At 76.1% G+C, this 21,369-nt stretch carries 14 protein-coding genes and 1 pseudogene; 3 read left to right on the top strand and 12 right to left on the bottom strand.

Annotation, left to right across the window (positions count from 1 at the left end):
• Window positions 1-13 precede the first annotated feature (13 nt).
• The 3 genes from CP974_RS02230 to CP974_RS02240 are packed head-to-tail and all read right to left on the bottom strand — an operon-like array spanning window position 14 to window position 3,748.
• On the bottom strand, window positions 14-1,066 hold the full coding sequence (locus CP974_RS02230) for an ABC transporter ATP-binding protein (protein ID WP_031131985.1): 1,053 nt from the start codon (window positions 1,064-1,066) through the stop codon (window positions 14-16).
• Window positions 1,063-2,727, bottom strand: a complete 1,665-nt coding sequence (locus CP974_RS02235; RefSeq protein ID WP_085921251.1) for an ABC transporter permease — start codon at window positions 2,725-2,727, stop codon at window positions 1,063-1,065. Before CP974_RS02235 ends, CP974_RS02230 begins: the two co-directional genes overlap by 4 nt.
• Before the next feature lies 1 nt (window position 2,728).
• Window positions 2,729-3,748, bottom strand: a complete 1,020-nt coding sequence (locus CP974_RS02240) for an iron ABC transporter substrate-binding protein (RefSeq protein WP_031132043.1) — start codon at window positions 3,746-3,748, stop codon at window positions 2,729-2,731.
• Between the two features lie 172 nt (window positions 3,749-3,920).
• Between CP974_RS02240 and CP974_RS29945 the strand changes: the two are divergent.
• Window positions 3,921-6,629 (top strand): annotated as a pseudogene (locus CP974_RS29945) (AMP-binding protein); the annotation flags it as partial.
• Window positions 6,630-6,678: 49 nt separating this feature from the next.
• Here CP974_RS29945 and CP974_RS02250 read toward each other — a convergent pair.
• The 8 genes from CP974_RS02250 to pgfA all read right to left on the bottom strand — a co-directional run bounded on the left by CP974_RS02250 (window position 6,679) and on the right by pgfA (window position 17,816).
• Window positions 6,679-6,894: a Trm112 family protein gene (locus CP974_RS02250; protein WP_078915617.1), complete on the bottom strand. Its 216-nt coding sequence runs from the start codon at window positions 6,892-6,894 to the stop codon at window positions 6,679-6,681.
• Window positions 6,891-7,793 carry a DMT family transporter gene (locus CP974_RS02255; RefSeq protein WP_174887728.1) on the bottom strand — a complete coding sequence of 301 codons (903 nt, stop codon included), beginning with the start codon at window positions 7,791-7,793 and terminating at the stop codon, window positions 6,891-6,893. Before CP974_RS02255 ends, CP974_RS02250 begins: the two co-directional genes overlap by 4 nt.
• A gap of 3 nt (window positions 7,794-7,796) precedes the next feature.
• On the bottom strand, window positions 7,797-8,591 hold the full coding sequence (locus tag CP974_RS02260; RefSeq protein ID WP_031132037.1) for a class I SAM-dependent methyltransferase: 795 nt from the start codon (window positions 8,589-8,591) through the stop codon (window positions 7,797-7,799).
• A complete protein-coding gene (locus CP974_RS02265) occupies window positions 8,588-10,285 on the bottom strand; it encodes a condensation protein (protein ID WP_223844332.1) in 1,698 nt (565 codons plus the stop codon). Before CP974_RS02265 ends, CP974_RS02260 begins: the two co-directional genes overlap by 4 nt.
• Window positions 10,282-14,631 carry an alpha-(1->3)-arabinofuranosyltransferase domain-containing protein gene (locus tag CP974_RS02270; RefSeq protein WP_031132033.1) on the bottom strand — a complete coding sequence of 1,450 codons (4,350 nt, stop codon included), beginning with the start codon at window positions 14,629-14,631 and terminating at the stop codon, window positions 10,282-10,284. Before CP974_RS02270 ends, CP974_RS02265 begins: the two co-directional genes overlap by 4 nt.
• Window positions 14,632-14,653: 22 nt before the next feature.
• Window positions 14,654-15,403, bottom strand: a complete 750-nt coding sequence (locus CP974_RS02275; protein ID WP_031132031.1) for a class I SAM-dependent methyltransferase — start codon at window positions 15,401-15,403, stop codon at window positions 14,654-14,656.
• Window positions 15,396-16,595 carry a glycosyltransferase family 4 protein gene (locus CP974_RS02280; protein ID WP_037937972.1) on the bottom strand — a complete coding sequence of 400 codons (1,200 nt, stop codon included), beginning with the start codon at window positions 16,593-16,595 and terminating at the stop codon, window positions 15,396-15,398. Before CP974_RS02280 ends, CP974_RS02275 begins: the two co-directional genes overlap by 8 nt.
• Before the next feature lie 264 nt (window positions 16,596-16,859).
• Entirely contained in the window at window positions 16,860-17,816 is a 957-nt protein-coding gene (gene pgfA, locus CP974_RS02285; RefSeq protein WP_031132027.1) for a cell envelope lipid trafficking protein PgfA, read from the bottom strand.
• Window positions 17,817-18,053: 237 nt separating this feature from the next.
• Here pgfA and CP974_RS02290 point away from each other — a divergent pair, with 237 nt between their 5' ends.
• Together CP974_RS02290 and CP974_RS02295 are read left to right on the top strand one after the other, a co-directional pair.
• Entirely contained in the window at window positions 18,054-18,236 is a 183-nt protein-coding gene (locus tag CP974_RS02290; protein ID WP_031132025.1) for a hypothetical protein, read from the top strand.
• A gap of 60 nt (window positions 18,237-18,296) precedes the next feature.
• Window positions 18,297-19,511 carry a PucR family transcriptional regulator gene (locus CP974_RS02295; protein WP_031132023.1) on the top strand — a complete coding sequence of 405 codons (1,215 nt, stop codon included), beginning with the start codon at window positions 18,297-18,299 and terminating at the stop codon, window positions 19,509-19,511.
• Between the two features lie 118 nt (window positions 19,512-19,629).
• On the opposite strand, the gene CP974_RS02300 is transcribed toward CP974_RS02295, so the two are convergent.
• Window positions 19,630-21,099 (bottom strand): non-reducing end alpha-L-arabinofuranosidase family hydrolase, encoded by a 1,470-nt coding sequence (locus tag CP974_RS02300; protein ID WP_031133305.1) that lies wholly within the window; start codon window positions 21,097-21,099, stop codon window positions 19,630-19,632.
• Between the last annotated feature and the right edge of the window lie 270 nt (window positions 21,100-21,369).

The raw sequence follows: 21,369 nt of genomic DNA on the forward strand, positions 1-21,369 counted from the left end.
TGCCGCCGGGCCCTCAGGCGGTGTGCGGGTGGAGGGTGGCCTCGCCGGTGAGGCGGATGCCGACCCTGCGGCCCGGTACCTGCCCCGGCGGGCCGGGGGTGCGGACGTCCACCGGCCGGTCCAGGCCGTCCACCGCCACGGTGACCATGGCGTCGTGCCCGAAGAAGCGCACGTCGGTCACCACGCCCGAGGCGCCCGCGCCCGCCGCGTCCGGCTCGGCCAGCCGGAGCTGCTCGGGGCGCAGGAGGACCAGGCCGTCGCGGAGCCCGTCCGGGGCGCTCGCCAGGGGGACGCGTCCGAGGGCGGTCGTCGCCGTCCCCTTCTCGGCCGTGCCCGGCACGAGGACGGCGTCGCCGACGAACGAGGCCAGCCACGGGTCGGCGGGCCGGTGGTAGAGCGCTTCCGGCGTCCCGCACTGCACGACGCGCCCGGCGCGGAGCACGGCGACGAGGTCGGCGGTGGACAGGGCCTCCTGCTGGTCGTGGGTGACCAGCAGGCCGGTGGCGCCGCTCTCCCGCAGCACGGCGCGGACCTCCGCCCGTACGGCCCCGCGCAGCCCGCTGTCGAGCGCGCTGAACGGCTCGTCGAGCAGCACGAGGTGGGGCCGGGGCGCGAGCGCGCGGGCGAGGGCCACGCGCTGCTGCTGGCCGCCGGAGAGTTCGTGCGGCATGCGCTCGCCGTGGCCGGGCAGGCCGACCAGGTCGAGCATCTCACCCACGCGGGCGCGCCGGTCGGCCCGGCCGAGGTCGCGGAGCCCGAAGGCGATGTTCCGGGCCACGGTGAGGTGCGGGAAGAGGGCGCCCTCCTGGGGGACGATCCCGATGCGGCGCCGCTCGGGCGGCAGGTGGACGCCGGGGCCGCCGAGGAGCCGCCCGGCGACGCTGACGCTGCCGGAGTCGGCCTTCAGGAAGCCGGCGATCACCCGCAGCAGGGTGGTCTTGCCGCAGCCGGACGGGCCGAGGACGGCAGCGAGCGCGCCTCCGGGGACGCTCAGGTCGAGCCCGTCGAGGACGGGCGCCCCCGGTCCGTACGCCTTGACGACCCGGCGGACGTCGAGCTCGTTCATGTGCGGTGCCTTCCGAGGAGGTAGGAGGGGATCGCGGCCAGCAGGATCAGCGCCATCGCGTAGGGGGCCGCCGCCGCGAAGGACCCCGTGCCGGTCTCCGTCCACAGCCGGGTGGCGAGGGTGTCCATGCCGGTGGGCCGCAGGAGCAGGGTGGCGGGGAGCTCCTTCATGCAGACGACGAAGGTGAGGGCCGCCCCGGCCGCGATGCCGGGAGCCGCCAGCGGCACGGTGACCTCGCGCAGCACGCCGAAGGGGCCGCGCCCCAGCGAGCGGGCCACGTCGTCGAGGACGGGCGGCGCCTGGAGCACGGCGGCGCGGGTGGCGCCCACCGCGACCGGCAGGAAGAGCACCGCGTACGCGCAGACCAGCAGCGGCGTCTCCTGGTAGACCGGGCGGGCGTAGCGGACGGCGAAGAAGACCAGCGCGAGGGCGACGGTGATGCCGGGCACGGCGTGGCCCGCGTACGCGGCCTGTTCCAGGAGGCGGGCGAGCCGGCCGCGCCCCCGCGCGGCGATGACGCCGACGGGCAGCGCGAGCAGGGTGGTGAGCGCGGCGCCCCCGGCGGCCACGCCGAGCGTGGTGAGCGCGGTGGCGGTGAGCGCGGCCGGGTCCCAGGTGGCGGAGGTGCCGACGGCCAGCCAGTAGCCGAGCGTGGCGAGCGGGAAGCCGACCGCCAGGGCGACGACGGTCCCGCACCAGGCGAGGGCGAGCGGCCGCAGCCGCCCCAGCGGCGCCGGCACGGCCGGGCGCGCGGCCCCCTTGCCGGTGCGGGCGTAGGCGGCGCGGCCCCGGCTGCGGGTCTCGGCGGCGACGAGGAGCACGGTCATGACGACGAGCACGGCGCTGAGGGCGGCGGCCGGGGTGCGGTCGAAGCTGGCCCGGTAGGAGGTGTAGATGCCCCGGGTGAAGGTGTCGTACCGCATGAGCGAGACGGCGCCGAAGTCGGAGAGCACGTACAGCGCGACGAGCAGGGCGCCGCCGGCCGCGGCGGGGCGCAGCTGGGGCAGGGTGACGCGCAGGAAGGTGCGCAGCGGCCCGTGGCCGAGGGAGCGGGCCGCCTCCTCGTGCCCGGGGTCGGTGCCGCGCAGCGCGGCGGCGACCGGGAGGTACACGTACGGGAAGCAGGCCAGGGTCAGGGCGACGGCCGAGCCGGTGAAGCCGGCCAGCGAGGGCGCGGCGGACAGCCAGGCGAAGGCGGTGACGTAACTGGGCACGGCCAGCGGCAGGGTGACGAGCACGGACCAGGCGCGGGCGCCGGGCAGGGCGGTGCGGACGGTCAGCCAGGCGAGCGGGACGCCGATGAGCAGGCAGGCCGCGACGACGGCGGCGGTCAGGCCGAGGCTGCGCAGGAGCAGTTCGCCGGTGCGCGCGTCGGCGACGACGTCCCAGGCGTAGGCCGGGCCGCGTTCGAGGGCGCGCACGGCGAGGTAGCCCAGCGGCAGGACGGCGAGCAGGGCGGCCGCGAGGGCGGGTACGACGAGGAGCGGGGAGAGCCGGCCGCCGGCGCGCACCCGCCCCCGCACCCGCCCGCCGCGGCCCGGCCGAGGCTGGACCGCGCCGGGCGCGGGGGCGCGCGGCGGGCGGGCGGTGTCGGCGGGCCGGGCGGCGTCGCCGGGCGGCGCGTCGTCGGCGGGCCGGGCCGGGGCGTCCGGTGCGGTCACCTCAGACCAGTCCGGTGTCCTGGAGCATGGCCAGGGTCTGCTTGAGGGAGTCGAGCCTGCCGAGGTCGATCTTCGGGGGCTGGAGGCTGTCCAGCGGCGGGACGCCCTCGGCCGTCTTCACGCCCGCGACCAGGGGGTACTCCTTGGTCTCCGCGGCGAAGTACTCCTGGGACTCGGTGGAGAGGAGGAAGTCGACGGCCTTGCGGGCGTACGCGGCCTGCTTCTCGTCGGCGCCCTTCAGGACGCCGGCCCCGGCGACGTTGACGAGGCCGCCCGGGTCGCCCGCGGGCAGGTAGTGCACCTTCGCCTTCAGCTTGCCGGCGCCCGTCTCGGCGGCCTTCTCGTACCAGTAGTAGTGGTTGATCAGGCCGATCGGGACCTCGCCCTTGTCGACGGCCTCCAGGATCTTGAGGTTGTTGTCGTACGCCTTGGGCTCGTTGGCCTTCAGGCCCTTGAGCCAGGCGCGGGTGGCGTCGTCGCCCTCCAGGACGCGCATGCCGGTGACGAAGGCCTGGAAGGAGGCGTTCGTGGGGGCGAAGCCGATCTTGCCCTTCCACTCGGGCTTGACCAGGTCGTGGACGCTGCTGGGCGGGGTGGGGACCTGCGCCGGGTTGTAGCCGAGGACGCGGACCCGGCCGCTGACGCCGGTCCAGTCGCCGGCGGAGCCGCGGTAGGCCGGGGCGACCTTGTCGAGGGTGGCCTGCGGGAGCGGCGCGAGGCGCCCCTCCTTGGAGAGCGCGCCGAGGGCGCCCGCGTCCTGGGAGAGGAAGAGCCCCGCCTCGGTGGTGTCGCCCTCCTCCAGGAGCTGGGCGGAGAGCTCGGCGCTGTCGCCGTAGCGGACCTCGACCTCGGCGCCGAGGTGCTTCTCCAGCTTCTCGATGAGCGGCTTCACCAGGTTCTCGTTGCGCCCGGAGTAGATGACGAGGTCGGCCGGTTCGTCGCTACCGCAAGCGGACAGCAGGGGGCCGAGCAGAGCGGCCGCGACGAGCGCGGTGAGGGTGCGGGCCGAGGGGCGGCGCATGCGGGTGGGGCCTTCCTGCAGGGGTGGGTCGAACGAACCTGTGAATACGGCATTGATAAGGCGAAGCTAACCTAAGCGTCAAGTCAGGCTTTGGTAACGGCGAGGTCGCGGGCAGGCATCCGGAGCCCCTCCCCCCGTTTTGCGTAAGGAAAGGCTTACCTACGATGCGCCCATGACACTCCCGCCCGCCGCCCGGCCCGCCCCGGCCGCCGGAGGCCGCGCCCTGCCCCACCCCGGCGCCCTGCCCCGCCCCGGCGCCCTGTCCGCCCCGGGCGGCGACCGGCCTGTCACGGGCACCCCGCCCGCCCCGGGCGACCGGCCCCTCGCCGGCGGCCTCCCGCTCGCCCGCGACCTCGCGCGGCACGGCGACCGCACCGCCGTGGTCACCTCCGAGCGCGAACTCTCCTACCGCGAGCTGGCCGGGCGGGTCGCGGAGACGGCCGCGCGCCTCGGCCTCGGCCGCCGGCTGGTCCTGCTGCGCGGCGCCAACACCGTCGCCGCGCTCACCGCCCACCTCGCCGCCCTCGCGGCCGGCCACGTGGTGCTGCTGGTCCCCGGCGACCACCCGGAGTCCGTCGCCGCGCTCACCGCCGCCTACGACCCCGACGTCGTCGTCCACCCCGAGGCGGGCGGGGAGCCACGGATCGAGGAGCGGCGCGCCGGCTCCGCCCACGCCCTCCACCCCGACCTCGCGCTGCTGCTCAGCACCTCGGGCTCCACCGGCTCCCCCAAGCTCGTCCGGCTCTCGTACGAGAACCTGCAGGCCAACGCCGAGTCGATCGCCGCCTATCTGGGCATCCGCGACACCGACCGCGCCGCGACCACCCTGCCGATGCACTACTGCTACGGCCTCTCCGTGATCCACAGCAATCTGCTGCGCGGCGCCGGTGTCGTCCTGACCGGACTCTCCGTGGCGGACCCCTGCTTCTGGGACCTCTTCCGCCGCGCCCGCGGCACCTCGCTCGCCGGCGTCCCGTACACCTTCGACCTCCTCGACCGGGTCGGCTTCGCCGACATGGACCTCCCCCACCTGCGCTACGTCACGCAGGCGGGCGGCCGGCTGGCCCCCGAGCGGGTCGCGCACCACGCCCGGCTCGGACGGCGGCGCGGCTGGGACCTGTTCGTCATGTACGGCCAGACCGAGGCGACCGCGCGGATGGCGTACCTGCCGCCCGACCTGGCCGCCGAGCACCCCGGGGCGATCGGCGTGCCGGTCCCCGGCGGCGCCTTCCGCCTGGAGCCGGCCGACGAGGCGGCCGGGCAGGGCGACGGCGTCGGCGAGCTCGTCTACACCGGGCCGAACGTCATGCTCGGGTACGCCCGCACCCCCGCGGACCTCGCACTCGGCCGCACGGTCGACGCACTGCGCACCGGCGACCTCGCCCGCCGCACCGAGGACGGCCTGTACGAGATCGTCGGCCGGCGCAGCCGCTTCCTCAAGATCCTCGGCCTGCGCGTCGACCCGCAGCGGATCGAGGCGCTCCTCGCCCGGCACGGGCTCGACGCCCTGTGCGCGGGCGACGACGACCGCCTCGTCCTCGCCGTCGTCCGCGCGGACGGGTGGGACGAGCGGCGGATCCGCGGGCGGGTCGCGGCGGAGTGCGGCCTGCCGGCGCGCGCCGTCCACGTCCACCTGCTGCCCGAACTGCCCCGGCTGGCCAACGGCAAGCCCGACTACCCGTCCGTACGCGCACTCGCCCAGCCGTCCGGCGCCGCCCCGGCCGGCCCCGCCCCGGCGTCGGAGCCCTCCCCGGCCGGCAGCGCCGCGTCGCCGGGCCCCGACCCGGCCGGCCCCGGCCCGGTGGGCGGGCCGGAGGGCGCGGACGAGCTGTGCGCCCTCTACGCCCGCGTCCTGGACCGCCCGGACGTGACACCGGACAGCTCCTTCGTCTCCCTCGGCGGCGACTCCCTGTCGTACGTCGAGATGTCCCTCCAGCTCGAACAGCGCCTGGGCCGGCTGCCGCTCCACTGGCACACCGCACCCATCCGCGAGCTCGCACAGCCGCGCACGCCCGGCCCGCGGGGCGGAGGGGGACGGCGGCCCCGGCGCCGCAGCGTGGAGACCAGCGTCGTCCTGCGCGCCGTGGCCATCGTGTGCGTCGTCGGCTCGCACATACGCCTCTTCGAGCTGCGCGGCGGAGCCCATCTGCTGCTCGCGGTCGCCGGCTACAACTTCGCCCGCTTCCTGCTCTCCTCGCCCGAGCGCCGCGAGCGGACCCGGCGGTCGGCCCGCAGCATCGCGCGGATCGCCGTCCCCACCGCGGCGTGGACCGCCTTCGCGCTGCTCATCAGCGACGACTACGACCTGTCCAACGTGCTCCTGCTGCACAACGCGCTCTGGCCGCAGGACATGGGGCCCGGCATCCACCTCTGGTTCGTCGAGGCGCTCGTCTACATCCTGCTGGCCGTGACGGCGCTGCTCGCGATCCCCGCCGTGCACGGGCTGGAGCAGCGCTTCCCGTACGGGCTGCCGGTCGCCCTGGCCGGGATCGGACTCCTCGCCCGCTACGAGGTCGTGGGCCTGCCGGCCCGTGCCGAGATCACCGACGCGGTCACCGTGTTCTGGCTCTTCGCCCTCGGCTGGGCGGCGGCCCGGTCCCGCACCGCGGCGCACCGGCTCCTGGTGACGGCCGCCGCCCTCGCCGCCGTCCCGGGCTTCTTCCCCGGCGAGCCCCGCCGGGAGCTGTTCGTCATGGCCGGCTTCTGCCTGCTGGTGTGGTTCCCGGCGCTGCCGAGCAGCCACCGCCTCAACCAGGCGGCCGGTCTGCTCGCCGGCAGCTCACTCGCCATCTACCTGACGCACTGGCAGGTCTACCCGGTCTTCGACGACGTCTCCAAGCACCTGGCCCTCGCGGCCTCCCTGGTCTTCGGCATCGCCTACGCGGCGGCCGTCGCCCGGCTCGTCAGGTACGCCTCCGCCTGGCGGACGGTCAGGCTCGGTCCCGGTCGGACCCTCCCCCGCCGGTGGGCCGCTCCTCGTCGGCGGGCACGCCGGAGGACGGGAGCAGCTGCGGGATGCCGTCGACGACCGGATAGCGGCGGCGCAGACGCGGATTGACGAGAGCGCCCCCGTCCTCGTCGAGGATCAGCGGCCCCTTGTCGAGCGGGCAGGCCAGGATCTTCAGCAGCGGGTCGTCGGGCTTCATGTCCGGATTCCTTCGGGTGGGTTGTCCGCGTCGTGGCGCGGCAGGGTGAGCAGGACCGTCAGGGCGAGCACGATGCCGCCGAGGCGCAGCAGCAGCCGCGGCGGGTCGTCGGGCAGCGGCTCGTCGAACGCGATCGTGCCGCTCACGATGGTGAACACGCAGGCCACCGTCGAGCACACCGGGACGATCAGCGACGCCCGGCAGCGCTGCAGGGCGGTCTGCGAGAGCACCAGTCCGCTGCCCCCCGTCAGCAGGAGGAGGTACGGGTACGGGGAGGCCAGCAGGGCGGGTACGGAACCCGGCAGGTCCGTGCCCTCCAGGTGCCCGGAGACGCCCTTGATGGCGAGGGAGCTGACGCCGTAGATCAGCCCGACCGCGACCGCGTAGGCCACACCGGTGGTCGGCTGCCGGTGGCGCCGGCGGGCGCGCCGCTCGGCGGCCGAGTAGAGCGCCAGACCGGCCGCGAGCGCCGGTACGCACAGGGCCAGCAGGACGCCCGCGGGCGCGGTGCGGCCGATCTCCTCGCCGGTCCCGGACAGCGAGGCCACCACCATCACCAGCGACAGTCCGATGACCGCCACCGCGCGCCGCTCGCGGCCGGAGGGCCGCTCCCCGAGGACGGCCGACGAGAGCACCAGCAGGAGGACCAGCCCGGACAGGAACAGGCCCTGGGCGGCGGCGATCGGCAGGGTGCGGTAGACGGTCACCTGCGCGGCGAACCCCAGGGCGAGTGCCGCGGCCCCGCAGATCCACAGGGGCCTGCTGGCCAGCAGGACCAGGACCCGGCCCGGCTGTGCGGCGCTCAGCGGCGGCATGCCGGCCAGCGCCCGCTTCTCCAGGACGAAGCCGGTGCTGTACAGGACGTTCGCGACGAGCGCGGCGGCCACACCCCACACCACCGGCTACACCTTTCTCGCGTGCACGAGGAGGATGGAGGCGAGGGACGGCACCCCGCAGGCCAGGCGGTCCAGGGGGCGGAGCGGGCGCGGCACTCCGTGGAACGGCGCACCGGCGACCCTCACCACCTCGAAGCCGGACGCGGCCACGAACTCGCGCAGCGCCCGCGCCGTGTACAGCCTCAGGTGGCCCACCACCTCCGTGCCCGGCCTGCCGTGGATGCGGCGCAGGCTCACCTCGGAGAACACCGGCTGGACTCCGGCGAGCAGCAGGGCGCGGTTGTACCAGGCGGCGAGGTTCGGCGTCGACAGCATCAGGTGGCCGCCGCGCCGCAGCACCCTGCGCAGTTCGTCGAGGGCGCCGTCGGGGTCGACGAGGTGCTCGACGACCTCGCCGAAGAGGACGGCGTCGGCGCAGCCGGCGGCGAACGGCAGTCCGCCGCCGGTCAGTTCGCCGCGGACGACCCGGCCCATGCGCCGGGAGGCCCGGCGCAGCGCGTCCTGCGACCAGTCGACCCCCACGACGCGGTGCCCGTCCAGGACGCCGGCGGCGATCGCGCCGGCCGAGCCGTCGCCGCAGCCCACGTCGAGCACGGTCGCGGCCGGGCGGCCGGGCCCCGCGGGGCCGAGCGCCTCGGCCAGCATCCGGGCCTGGCGCAGCGTGCGGGCCTCTCCGGAGGCGACGGGGACGGTGGGGTTCTCGTAGAAGTCCCGCAGTCCGGGGACCGGCGCGTCCGGCCGGGCCGGCGCCGCCCCGGACGGCCGGCCGGCCGCGGCGGGGCCTTGGGTGGACAGGGTCATGACGGCCTCTCACGGTGGTCCCGGGTGGGGTGGGCCGCACCCGGCGCGGTGTCCGGGCGCGGGGTGTCGCGGTGGTGCGGCCCGCCGGGGCTCCTCGCGCGGTCCCGGGCCGCCGGAGCCCTGGCGTCGGCTTCCCCGTCCACGGCGCCGTCCACGGCGCCGGCTGTGGCGTCCGGCTCCGTCTGCGGGCCGTCCGGCCGGGCCGGGCCGTCCGACCGGGCCGGGGCGAGGTCTGGGGAGAGGGCCGGAGCGGCCGGGGCGGAGTGCGGGGGCGGGGCGAGGGACACCGCCGACAGCGCTTCGCGGAAGAGGCCCGCCAGGTCCGCACCGGCCGCGTCCCCGAGCAGCGCCCTCGACCAGCGCAGCGTCACGTGCAGGCGCCCGCCGGTGGAGGCGGCCGCCACGCTCAGTCCGCGCGGCATCCGCGCGGGCGCGGAGAACCACACCGCCGTCGCCCGGCCCCCATCGCCGAAGTCCAGTCCGTACGGCACCCGTCCGAGGTTGGTGACCAGGACCGTCGACGTCCAGGGCGCAGCGGCCCGCCGCGCCCCGCGGGTGAGCACGCCCCGGATGCCGACGGGCAGCAGCGGCACGGTCAGCAGTCCCGCCCCGGCGCCCCAGGGCGAGCCGCGGGTCGCCTTCAGGTCGCGGGTGCGCCGGGCGGTGGTGCGCAGCAGCCGGGCCACGGCCGCCGGGTCCGGCCGCTCGCCGAGCAGCAGGTCCGTGTCGCGCGGGTCCTCGGCGGTCATGGCCACCTCGACGAGCCGGGTTCCGTTGCCCATCGGCATCTCCGTGCCGCGCGGACGGTCGTCGACGGGCATCGTGATCCGTACCGGGCCGGGAGGCCGGCCCCGCGAGGCGTTCCAGCGGCCCACCGTCAGGGCGGCGGCGGCCAGCAGCTGGTCGTTGACCGTCCAGGGCGGGACGCTTCCGGCGGGCGCCGCACGCCGCGGGACGGGCAGGTCCGCCTGGAGCATGCCGTTGCCTGCGGCGCGGGCGCGCACCGGGGCGGGGCGGGCGTCCGGCGCGACCCGTACGGGCCTCGTGCGCAGCGCGCGCCCGGTGCCGCCGGAGCCGCCCGGGGCCGGGTCCGGGCGGTCCGGGCGGATCCGTCCGGGGATCGGGAGGGCCGGTGTACCGCTGTACCGTTCGGCGGTCGTGGCGAGCACCCGCAGCGCCGACGGCGCGTCGAGCGCGGTGTGGTGCGCCGTCAGCAGTAGTACGGTCCCGGCCCCGCCCCCGGCGCGCCCGGCCTCCGCCGGCGGCCCGGGGACGGCGGTTCCCCCGACCGCCTCGACGACGTCGAGGCGCATGGGCGGCGACACCGTGAGCGGCGGGCAGTCCGCCAGGGCGCGGGCCCGCGCCCGCGCCAGGGCGCCGGGCCCACGACCGGCGAAGTCCACCGGGTCGCCGTCCGGCTCTCCGGTGAGCTCCCACGCGTAGGACCGCCGGTGCCCCCGGCCGGGCACCTCGCGCACCAGCACCCTGGGGTGCGCCAGCAGCGCCTGCCCGAACGCGTCCCGCAGCCGTGCCGGGTCCAGCCGCCCGGGCAGGTGGACCTCCAGGTGCACGCTCTCCGGCTCGTCGGCGCTCAGGCAGTGCCGCGACACCTCGTCGACGGCCGGGAAGGGGATCAGGCCCCCGCCGGGAGGGGCGGGCTTCCCCCTCCCGGCGTCGGTCCGCGGCACGGTCACGAGGGGCCACCGCCGTCCGGCCGCCGGCGGGGCGGCTCGGGCCGCTCGGCGTCGCCGGCGCTCGCCGGCCGGGCCGAGGAGACCGGCCCCGCCGGGGTGACGGGCGCGGCCGTGACCACCGGCCCGGCCGCGGTGGCCGGTTCGGCCGCGGGCGCCGGTCCGGTCTGCGGCGCCGGGGAGCCGCCGTCCCCCTTCCCGGCCGTCGCGGTGCGCCCGGTGGCCGCGGGCGCCGCCGTCACCAGCGCGGCGGACAGGGCGAGCACCGCGAGCGCCTGCGCGAGGCCGCTGAACGCGCCCTCACCGGCGGCGACCGGCTCCCCGGCGCCGACGGCCGCGACCAGGCCGGCTGCGGCCATCGCCGCCGCCGCGACCGGCACCAGCACGCCCGGCCGCAGCCGCGCCGCCACGGCGAGCACGGGGACGACCAGGGCCAGCCAGCCCGCCGCCACCGCGACGACGGCGGTCAGGGCGAGGGTGCCGAGCAGCATCCCCGGCGCCGCCGGTTCGGGCAGCTCCCCGCCGGTCGTGCCGTCGTCGCGCCGACGGCCCGCGAAGGCCAGGGCGGCCAGTGCGGCGAGGGCGAAGGCACCGCCGATCAGTCCGGCCCGGTAGGTCCCGGAGGGCTCGAACTCCAGGGTCACCGTGCCGGAGGCGCCGGCCGGGACCACCCAGGCCTGCTGCCAGCCGTCGAGGCGCACCGGCTCCAGCTCCGCACCGTCGAGGGTGGCCTTCCAGCCGTCGTTGGCGTTCTCGTACACCCGCAGGTAGGCGGCCCCGCCCGAGCCCGCCGAGACCGTGACGGTCCGGCGGTCGCCGCTCCAGCCGGTGACCTTCACCTCGCGGTCCGCCGCCCCGGCCAGGGCCCGCGGGGTGCCGGTGGTCAGCGTGACGTCGGTGATCGCCAGCGGGCCGGCGTCGCCGGCCTCCAGTTCGTGCTCGCCGGGCGGGAGCTCCAGCGTGCCGTCCGCCTCCTCCCCCGCGCACAGGGACACGGAGACGGGGCGCCGCTCGGTGAGGTCCCGGACGAGTCCGGATGCCTTCGTCTTGTGCAGGACACCCCCCACGGCGAGGTCGGGGCCCTGGCCGCACGGGAGCGAGAAGCGTGCGGACGGCTCCGGCCGCGGCACCAGCAGGTCGGCGAGCGCCGGGACGTGCACCTCGCTCAGCCCGACCGGCAGCTGCAACTGCGCGTCCGCCACCGGGTTGTGGAGGGTGAGCGGGGCGGCCCTGCTGACGGTGACGTCGAGCCGGTCCGTCTCGATCTCCGGGAAGCGCACCCGCCCGTTCTCGTCCACGTCGGCGACCGCGGCTCCGTGCGGGGAGGTGATCGTCACCTGCTCGGGCCGGGTGGACACCCCGCCCGCCGGCACCAGGATGATCTCGTCGACCTTCCTCCTGCCCGGCCAGCTCAGGTGGACGACCGGCCGGTCGCCCGCGATCCAGGCGGTCGTCAGGTCGCCGTCGACCAGGTTGCGGGCGCTCAGCGACCTGCCGTCGCGGCTGGTGGAGTCGGCCGTGGCCGTCACCCGGTCGCGCGGTCCGGGGGCCGAGCGGTCGAGCAGTTCGTCGAGCGGGCCGCCGGGCACGGCGACGGCTCGCGCCGACACCCGGTACTCGCCCGGTTCCCCGGTGCTGAACCGCCGGTGCAGTCCCGCCTCGGCCGAGGCGGGCGACAGGCCGCCCGCGTCGGTGCCGCGGTGCACCGAGTACACGCTCGCCGCCGCGTCGGTGCGCTGCGCGTCGGCGGGCAGCACGAGCATGCGCGTCACCTGCACGTCCGGGATGGACACCTCGGAGAATCCGGCGCCGGACAGGCCCGGCCGGGCGAGCTGCGCGGCCAGGACGGTGACCTTCAGCCAGGACGTCTCGCCGGAGGGGGCCTTGACGGTCTGCGGCTGTCCGTCGGTCCGCAGGGGGCTGTCGGCGAAGCCGCGTTCGGTCTCGATCCGCACCCGCGTGGGCGCCGCGCGCACGCCGTCGCCCGGCAGGGGCGTCAGCTGGAGGGAGGCCGGGACGTCGGTCGGCCGCGAGAACTCCACCCGCAGCCACTGCCCGGCGGGCTCGCCCGGGCTGCCCTCGGCCCACGCGGTGTCCGGGTTGCCGTCGAAGGCGTGCACCGGGTCGTACTGCGGCAGGTGGAACAGCCAGCTGCCGCTGCTGGAGGCGGTCACGGCGCGGGCGCCGCGCAGCACCGCCGTCGTCTGGTGCTCCGCGCCCCGTCTCGGCAGGATCTGGTGGGGCTCCTCGCCCGGGTTCTGCAGGCTGCCGGGGTGGTTGCGCTCGTCCGCGGTGTACGTGTACGAGGTGTTGTTGTTGACCAGGCCGAACCGGGTGTCCGCGCGGCGCAGCCCGTCGGCGACGGCCTTCACCGGCGGGACGAGGCCCTCCGGGAGGCGGTCCCCCGCCAGCACGGCGGGCCGGCCGGCCATCGAGGAGTCGGCGGAGAGCCGGAGCAGCGCCTCGGGGCCGCCGCTGACCACGGCCGTGTCCTCCACGGCCGCGACACCGACCCTGCCGGGCCGCTCCTCGCCTCCTCGCGGCCGGTAGATCTCCACGGCCTGGAGCCGCGGGTAGAGCGCCTGGACCTGGAGCGGGGTGTCCGCGGCGATGCGTCCGCCGGTCACCAGCGGGCCGAACCCGGCGACCTTGCGGTAGCCGGACGACTCCAGGGTGCGCTTCACCGTCTGCGGCGGGACGTACCCGATCTGGTCGGGGTCGAGGTCGTTGCGGACGACCACCTCGTGCACGCCGGCCCGCGCCAGGTACGCCCGGAGGCCCGGCACCTCGGTGCCGGACAGCAGCGCCTGCTCGACGGCGTCCGTCATCCGGCGTGCTCCGGGGGTGCCGAAGGGCACGAAGTCGCGCTGCGCCCAGGGGGTCTCGGCCAGCACGTCGAACGGCTGGTCGATGGGCGAGCCCCAGGTGTAGATGCCGTGCGCCGTCGCCGGTACGACCAGGGCCCGGCTGTCCGGGGCGTTGTCCTTCAGCCAGCCCGCGGCCTTCTCCCAGTGGGCGGGCAGCCGGGTGAACGCCCCGGGCTGCAGGATCGACCCGTTGACGTACGGCAGGGCCAGGCCGGGCAGGACCAGGACCGCCGCGGCGGCGGGCACCCAGCGGCGGCCGCGCAGGGCGCGGTAGCCCCGGCGCGGGGAGAGCACCCCGGTCAGGTGGGCCACTCCGAGGGCGAGCGCGAGGGCCAGTCCCGGCTGGAACTTGTAGATGTTGCGGAACGGCTTCAGCGCCCCGTCCAGCCAGTCCTGGACGACCCCGTGGAAGGGGCCGCCGAGGGCTCCGCCGTACCCGGCCAGCGTGACCAGGGCGACGGCCAGGACGGTCAGCAGCAGCCAGCGGCGCTCGGGCAGGTCCCGCCGGGCCAGGCCGGCGAGCCCCAGGGCCGCGGCGAAGGCCGAGCCGGCGACGGCGACGGCGACGGCCGCGACGGTCCAGCCGGCCGGCAGCCACGGCTCGCCGAAGTTCAGGTAGGCCACCCAGTTGCCGGCGCCGCGCAGCAGCTCGGTCGCGGACATGGTGGCGGTGGTGGTGTCGGCCTGCTCGACGTACGGCATGAAGTTCTCGCCGTGGATGCCCATCAGCAGCAGGGGCACCACCCACCACACGGTGGCCAGCACGACGCCCGGTATCCACCAGCCCAGCAGCGCGCGCCGGCGCCGGCCGGGCGGGCGGCTGAGCAGGTACAGGCCCACGGGCAGCAGCGCGGCCAGGGTGGAGGCGGCGTTCACCCCGCCCATGAAGGGGATCAGCAGCGCCGAGCGCGCGGCGGCCGTGCGGGGGCTGCGCGCCGCGCAGGTCAGCGGCAGCAGCACCCAGGGCAGTACGGCGCCGGGCAGCGCCGCGGCGGACGTCGAGCCGACGACGATGGTGAAGGTGGGCCACAGCGCGTAGACCGCCGCGGCGAGGACCCGGGTCGCGGGCGTGCCGACGCGCAGCCGCTCGGCGAGCCGGAGCGCGCCCCAGAAGGCGGCGGTCACGATGACCGACAGCCAGAGCCGTTCGGCCAGCCAGACCGGCACGTGCAGCAGGTCCATGAGGGCGTAGTAGGGCAGCGCCGGGAAGGCGTAGCCGACGTACTGGTTGGCGATGCCCCCGAGGCCCACGTTGCCGTTCCACAGCGAGCCGAGGTCGCTGAGGAAGCGCCAGGGGTCGAGGGCGACGCCGAGTTTGGTCTCAAACGTCATCCGTCCCGGTGACACCGCGAGGAACGCGGCCAGCACGACGGCCCAGAAGCCGAACAGCAGGCGGCGTCCGCGCGGCTCGCCGGACGCCTCCGGCGGCGTCGGGCCGGGTGGCCGCGGCACCCCGGTGGGTGCCTGGAGCGTAGTGGTCATGACCGTTCCTCGCTTCGCATGCTCATGGGCTACGCCTGAGAATCAGCAGCAGATTCCAGGTGGCGATCTCGCGGACCCCCGGCACCCGGGTGATCGTGCTCGCGAGGAACGGCCAGTAGCGCGACCGGGCCGTGACGACCTCCACGTCGTCGCGGGCGCGGACGTCCCGGAGGGTGGGCCCGATGTGGACGGGGAAGAGGTTCTCGCCGAACGTGTGCTTGGCCGGGCGGCCGGTGCGCCGCTCGTAGCGGGCGCGGGCCCGGTCGGCTCCGAGGTAGTGCCAGGGCGCCGTCTCGTGGCCTCCCCAGGGGGAGTACCAGTTGGTGAAGGACAGGTAGATCAGTCCGCCGGGGCGGGTGACCCGCGCCATCTCGCTGATGAAGGTCCGCGGGTCCGACACGTGCTCCAGCACGTTGGACGAGAAGCACACGTCCGCCGCCCCGTCGGCGAGCGGCAGCAGGTACCCGTCGGCGAGCACCGCGTCCCCGCCCGCGCCGCCGCGGGCGCCCAGCACCCGCGGGTCGGGCTCGAAGAGGTAGCTGTGCGCGCCGCGGCGGCGGAACTCCTCGGTGAAGTGGCCGCCGCCGCCGCCGACGTCGACGACGATCCTGCCGGGCAGGTCGATGTGGCGTGCCACCTGCGCGACCGAGTCGCGCGCCAGCAGGGAGTAGCAGCGGTCGGGGTCGCTCGGTTCGCGCAGGAACGCCCGGAAGAGGGCGGCCGACCGCCTCAGCGACGGGTCCTTGAACACGGGCGCGGTGGTCTCAGCCATGGCCGCCCCCGCCGCGCCCGCGGGCGGCGGCGCGGGCCGCGGCCTCGGCGGCGACCTCCTGGAACCGGCGGACCGTCTCGCTCCAGCGGAAGCGCGCGGCGCGCCGGGCGGCGGCGCGTCCCATGGCCGCGCGGCGGTCGGCGCTGAGGGCCAGGGTGCACCACGCGGCGGCGAACGAGCTCTCGCCCCGGACGAGCAGCCCGGTCTCCCCGTCGGCGACGGAGTCGCACAGACCGGGTATGCGGAATCCGATCGCGGGGGTGCCCCGCGCGGCGGCCTCGGTGACGACGAGGCCCCACCCCTCGACGAGCGAGGGGTGCAGCAGGAGCCACGCCTCGCACATCAGCCGGTGCTTCTCGGCCTCCGAGACCTGGCCGGCGAAGGTCACGTCGGGGCCCGCCATGGCCTCCAGCCGGGCCCGTTCGGGGCCGTCGCCCACGATGACGAGCCGGCCGCCGGTGACGGGGCGGACCCGCTCCCACAGCCGCAGGAGCAGGTCGACGCGCTTGTACTCCACCAGCCGGCCGACGGCCAGGAACAGCGGTTCCGCCGCCTCGGGCAGCAGGGGGCCGGGCTCCTCGACGCCGTTGTGGACGATGCGGATGCGGTCCGCCGCCACGCCGATGCCGCGCAGCTCGGCGGCGGTCGACTCGGAGACGGCCACCATCAGGTTGTCGCGGTGGGTGCCCGCCAGTGCCCAGTGCTCCAGTCTGCGCCCGAGCCGCGCCGCCGGGCGCGGGTAGCGCATCCGCCAGAGGTCGGTGTGCACGTGGTTGACCAGGCACAGCGTCGGTCCGCGGTGCCACAGCGGCGCCAGGTACGGCATGCCGTTGCACACCTCGACCAGCAGGTCGCAGTCGCCGGCCTCGCGGGCGAGGGTCCTCCTGGCGCGCAGGAAGTGGCCCGCGTCGCCGCCCGCGGAGACCACCCGGTAGTCGCGTGCGGCGGCCGGGCCGCCGCACACCAGGGTGACCTCGTGCCCGTCGGCGGTCAGACCGGCGGCGATGCGGTCGATGAGCAGTTCCGAGCCTCCGGCGGCCTGGTTGGCGAGGTCGCGGCGGGCGAGGAAGGCGATGCGGTGCGGCGGCGGTGCGGTGGGCGGGCCGGCGGCCCGGCTGGCGGTGGGTGCGGGAACGGGGACGGGAAAGGGGTCCTTCTGGCCCGGGGCCAGAGCGGACGCGCGCTGGGGCATGAGGGGTGCTCCAACCGGGCGGCTGCCGGGGGGCAGGCGGGTGAGGGACGGCCGGGCTTCCGGGGACGAAGCGCTGGGGGCTGGCTCGGGGTGCGCATGGCGGGTGCTGCGGGTGCCGGGCGTGCTGGGGTACCGGTGCGCCGGCGGCTCCGCGGGGAGCGGCCGGTCGTACCTACTTCGCGGTAACGTCAGTGTTCGGTCTTCGATTCGTTCCGGCTACTCACCTCGGTGACAAGTTCGGACGACTCCCGGACCCGGGTTTTGTCACCCCGCTGAGTGCCGGGGCTCCCGGCGGCCGCGCACGAGCAGGACCGTGCCGGCGGCGGCCAGCAGCCCGCCCGCGATCCCGCCCGCGAGCGGCGCGGTCTCGCCGAGCAGCTCCAGCCGGCCGCTGTCCTTCGCGGCCAGCCCCACCTGCTCACGCCGGGTCGCCTCGGTGAACTCCAGCCGGTCGCTGGACAGCAGGGTGACCGCGTCCTTGCGCGAACCGGGGGCTCGCAGCGTCTTCGTCGGCGCGATCGCCGCGTTCATGATCCGGCCCGTCCTGGGCTCCACGGTCAGCTCGATCCTGGCGTTGGCGTACCACTCCTCGGCCGCCACCTGGCCCGGCCGCGCGCTGCCGACCAGCACCGCGGGCACCAGGCGGGTGCCCGTCGGGGTGGGTTCGACGGAGCCCACGAAGCGGTAGCCCTCCTGCCCGCCGATCCGGGTGACCCGGTCGAACTCCAGCGGCACGGTGCCACCCAGGCTGCTGTCCCACCAGGGGTACGCGCGCTTCTCGACGCCGAACGGGAACTTCAGGTACGCCTCGCCCTCGAACGCGGGCTTCTCGTCGCAGCAGCGCACCGGAAGGTTCGTCCGGCGGTCGGTCACCCAGCGTTCGGTGGTCCACTGCAGGGACTTGCGCGGGTCGGCCAGCGGGAGCGTCTTCGGGGTGTCGATCTGGGTCGACACGTCCCAGACCGCGTTCCCGCTGCGCTCACCCGCGGCGACGTCCCCGACCACCCGGCGGGTGATCGTCAGCTTCTGGTCCTCCACCGTGGAGACGGACCCGGTGTCGAAGTAGCTGCCCCGGCCCTCGAAGACGGTCGTGGAGACCGTGTCGGTCGGCGTGCGCTTGGCGCGCGGCTCCACGTACCGGGCGAGCAGCTGGGCGAGCACCAGCAGGAAGACGCCTGCACCCAGCAGGACCAGGGAAAAGGCCGATGTCGAACGACGCATGCGGGTACTCCGATACGGACGCGGGATGCGGGAGTTCAGGACGGTGCGGGACGGGCCGCGCGCACGGCTCACAGCCTGACCGGGGCGGGAAGCGGCTTACCCGGTGGTAACTCTGCTGTGAACGGCGAAGCTAGGTGGCGCTTGACCGCCTGTCAATGCGCCTCGCATACTGACCGCGCCGGACCGGGCCGGCGCGCTGGGTGACTGACCTCATCGACTGAGAGGCCGATCATCCCCATGCCCAGACTGCTCGCCGCCTTCCTGACCTGCGTCGTCGCCGCCGCCCTCGCCGCGGGCGCCGCGTTCGCGATCGCCGCCGCCCTCGACACCGCACCGGAGCCGCGGAACGTGCCCCTCGTCACGTTCCCCGACCCACCCGCCCCCGCGCCCTCCGGGACGTCCGCCCCGGCCGCGGGCTAGCTTGTGCCCGTGCGGCCGGCCGGCCGAGCCCATGAGGACCCGACGTCCAGGAGCGGTGGTGTGGAAGCCTCGTCAGCGTGGCGCGACGTGCCACGGGAACGCAGGGCGCGGTTCGCCGCCCGTGCGCTGGAGCAGATCCCCGCACTCGCGCAGGACATCCTCGCCGAGATCCGGCGGGAGTACCCGGGCCTGGTGTTCATCGCCGACGACTCCGGGGAGCCGAAGGCGCTGGTGGCGATCCGGCACGCGCTGGAGCTGTTCGTGGAGCAGATGGCCACCGGCTCGAGCCGGCCGAGCGCCCTCCCCGAGATCTTCCGGGACTTCGGGCGCGGCGAGGTCGCGCACGGGCGCAGCCTGGACTCCCTGCAGGGGATCTACCGGCTGGGGGTGCGCCTGTCCTGGCGGCGCATGGCGGAGATCGGCCAGCAGGCGGAGATCCCGTCCTCGGCCATGTACGAGCTGGCCGAGTCGGCGTTCGAGTACCTCGACGTGATCGTGGCCCAGTCGGTACGCGGCTACGCCGAGGCCGTCGCCCGCCAGGCCGGGGAGCGGCTGCGGCTGCAGCGGCTCCTCGTCGACCTCCTGCTCGCCGAGCACCGCTCGGACCCGTCCGCCTTCCTCGCCGACCGCGCGGCCGACGTGGGCTGGCGGCTGCCCGAGAAGGTCGCGGTGGCCGTGCTGCTGCGTCCCGCCGAGGAGACCGTCGCCCCGGCCGTGGGCGACGAGGTGCTGCTCGACATGGAGGGCGAGCGGCCGCGCCTGGTCGTACCGGACCCGGACGCGCCCGGGCGCACGGAGCTGCTGCACCGGGCGGTCGCCGGCTGGTCCGGCGCGCTCGGCCCGTCGGTGCCGGTGGCGGAGGCGGCCGCGTCGCTGCGGTGGGCCGACGCCGCCGTCGGGATGATCGAGCGGGACCTGCTGCCGCACGGGCGGCTCCTGCACTGCGCGGAGCACGTTGAGGCCCTGGTGCTGCTGCCCGCGGGCGTGCTGATCGACGACCTGGCGCGGCGGAGGCTGGCGCAGCTGGACGAGTCCGGCGGCCCGGCGCACGCCCACCGGCTGGCCGAGACGCTGCTGGCGTGGCTGGAGACGCGGGGAGGCGCCCCGGAGGTGGCCGCCCGGCTCGGCGTCCATCCGCAGACCGTGCGCTACCGGCTGCGGCAGCTGCGCGAGCTGTGGGGCGACGACCTCGACGACCCGGACCGCCGCTTCGAACTGGAGCTGGTGCTCCGCGCCCGGCGGCTGCGCGGCGAGCTCGCCCCGCCACCCGGCTGACCGGGGGGCGGGGCGGGCGGACCGCCCCGGCTGCGCGCCGTGGCCGGGGCGGCGGCGGGGCGGCGGCGGGGCGCTCGGCGCGCGGAAGCCGGGTGCGGAGCGGGGCGGGGCCGCGCCGTCAGCGCCGCAAGGTCAGCAGACCGGGCCGGTAGGGCCACAGGCCGTAGTCGCCGCCGGAGCCCGGGCTGCGCCCCTGGTAGAGCAGCTGGAGGTTGCAGGGGTCGACCGTGAAGGTCTGGTCGGCGCTGGTCCGGATCAGTTCACCGTGGCTGATGTCGTCGGTCCAGGTGGCGCCGCTGTTGGCCTTGCCGGCGAAGGGGTCGGCCTCGGTCGCGGCCTGCGGGGTCCAGGTGCCGCCGAGGCTGGTGGCCGTGAACGAGCGGAAGTACCGGCCCCGCGCGCCGATCGCCTCGACGATCATGAGGTAGCGGTCCTGGCCCTGGAGCTTGTAGACCTGCGGGGCTTCGAAGAGGTTGTTCCTCGTGTCGCTCATGACGACGGTCGAGGTCGAGCCGAAGCTGCCCGGGAAGTTCCCGATCGGCATGCTCGCCCGGTAGATCCTGCCGTTGTCGCCGGCGAAGAACAGGTACATGTTCGTGCCGTCGCCGATGAGCGTCTGGTCGATGGGACCCGTCACGGAGTCGGCGATGCTCCCGGAGAACAGCTCCCGCTCCGCCGACCAGCCGTTCGGATCGGTGGGGTCGCTGGAGGTCCGGTACGAGAAGGCGGTCCTGCCCCACTGGTAGGCGAGCACCCACACCCGCTTCGGCGCGAAGTAGAAGAGGGTGGGCGCGACGACGGAGTGCGGCATCGTGTTCTGTCCGGCCGAGGCCATCTGCGACCAGTCGGTGAACGGGGTGAAGTTCATCGACCCCCAGCCGGCTCCCGTCCCCGCGGCGCCGTGCGTCGTCGCGTAGACGAGGTGCCTGCCGTCGTGGGGGGCGACGGTGAAGTCCTTGAGCGAGGCCCAGCCCGCCTTGGGCTGCGCGAGCGCGCCCGTCGACGTCCACCGGTACGTCGAGGGCAGGGCGCACGTGCCGGGGGCGCCGCCGACCTTGGCGAGCCGCCACTGCTGGTTGGCGCCGCCCCAGTCGTCGTACTGGACGATGTTCGCGCCGTCGGCCGTGGAGCCGCCCTGCACTTCGAGGGCCTTGCCGCTGTGGCGCGCGATGAGCCGCACGTGGCCGTCCGGGCTGTCGGCGATCCGCCACTGCTGGTTGGTGCCGTTCAGGTCGGCCCACTGGACGACCGCGCCGCCGTTGGCGGTGGAGAAGTTGTGGACGTCCAGCACCTTGCCGGAGTGGCGGGACTCGACGCGGTAGTAGCCGCCGCCGGAGTCGACGAACCGCCATTGCTGCTGGTTCTGGTCGTTCCTGGTCCACTGGGTGATGCGGGCCCCGTCGCCGGTCGCCAGGTTGTGGACGTCCAGCGCCTTGCCGCTGTTGCGGTTGACCAGCACGTACCAGGCTCCGGTGTCGACGGTCGCCGCGGCGGCGGGCGGGGCGCCGAGGAAGGCGGCCCCGAGCAGCAGGGACGACAGGACCGCGAGGACGAGACTCAGGACCAGGGGTGGAGGGCGAAACCTCATCGGAACTCCTTGGGGGTGGAGGTGACCCGGCGAACCGTTGGGCGGCCGCCGGGGGCCGGGGACGGAGAGGGGGGCCGCGCGTCCGGGCGGGCTGTCCGCCCGGACACGCGGACCGCCCGGATGGCGGTGGTCCGCCGACGTGCCGGCGGCGAGCGGTCGCGGCCTGCCGGCGGCGGTCGGTCGCGGCCTGCCGTGTGAGCGCTCACAACGAGCGGCGCGTCAGCGCGGTCGGAGGTCTCACGAAGGGCTCCTCGGGGTGGGGTACGCGGG

The sequence above is a fragment of the Streptomyces fradiae ATCC 10745 = DSM 40063 genome (genome assembly GCF_008704425.1).
GTDB lineage: Bacteria > Actinomycetota > Actinomycetes > Streptomycetales > Streptomycetaceae > Streptomyces > Streptomyces fradiae.

What these genes read in the sequence shown, in the direction of transcription:
- CP974_RS02230 (WP_031131985.1), bottom strand. Translation starts at nt 1,066, where the DNA reads ATGAACGAGCTCGACGTCCGCCGGGTCGTCAAGGCGTACGGACCGGGG.
- CP974_RS02240 (WP_031132043.1), bottom strand. Translation starts at nt 3,748, where the DNA reads ATGCGCCGCCCCTCGGCCCGCACCCTCACCGCGCTCGTCGCGGCCGCT.
- CP974_RS02250 (WP_078915617.1), bottom strand. Translation starts at nt 6,894, where the DNA reads ATGAAGCCCGACGACCCGCTGCTGAAGATCCTGGCCTGCCCGCTCGAC.
- CP974_RS02260 (WP_031132037.1), bottom strand. Translation starts at nt 8,591, where the DNA reads ATGACCCTGTCCACCCAAGGCCCCGCCGCGGCCGGCCGGCCGTCCGGG.
- CP974_RS02270 (WP_031132033.1), bottom strand. Translation starts at nt 14,631, where the DNA reads ATGACCACTACGCTCCAGGCACCCACCGGGGTGCCGCGGCCACCCGGC.
- CP974_RS02275 (WP_031132031.1), bottom strand. Translation starts at nt 15,403, where the DNA reads ATGGCTGAGACCACCGCGCCCGTGTTCAAGGACCCGTCGCTGAGGCGG.
- CP974_RS02280 (WP_037937972.1), bottom strand. Translation starts at nt 16,595, where the DNA reads ATGCCCCAGCGCGCGTCCGCTCTGGCCCCGGGCCAGAAGGACCCCTTT.
- pgfA (WP_031132027.1), bottom strand. Translation starts at nt 17,816, where the DNA reads ATGCGTCGTTCGACATCGGCCTTTTCCCTGGTCCTGCTGGGTGCAGGC.
- CP974_RS02290 (WP_031132025.1), top strand. Translation starts at nt 18,054, where the DNA reads ATGCCCAGACTGCTCGCCGCCTTCCTGACCTGCGTCGTCGCCGCCGCC.
- CP974_RS02300 (WP_031133305.1), bottom strand. Translation starts at nt 21,099, where the DNA reads ATGAGGTTTCGCCCTCCACCCCTGGTCCTGAGTCTCGTCCTCGCGGTC.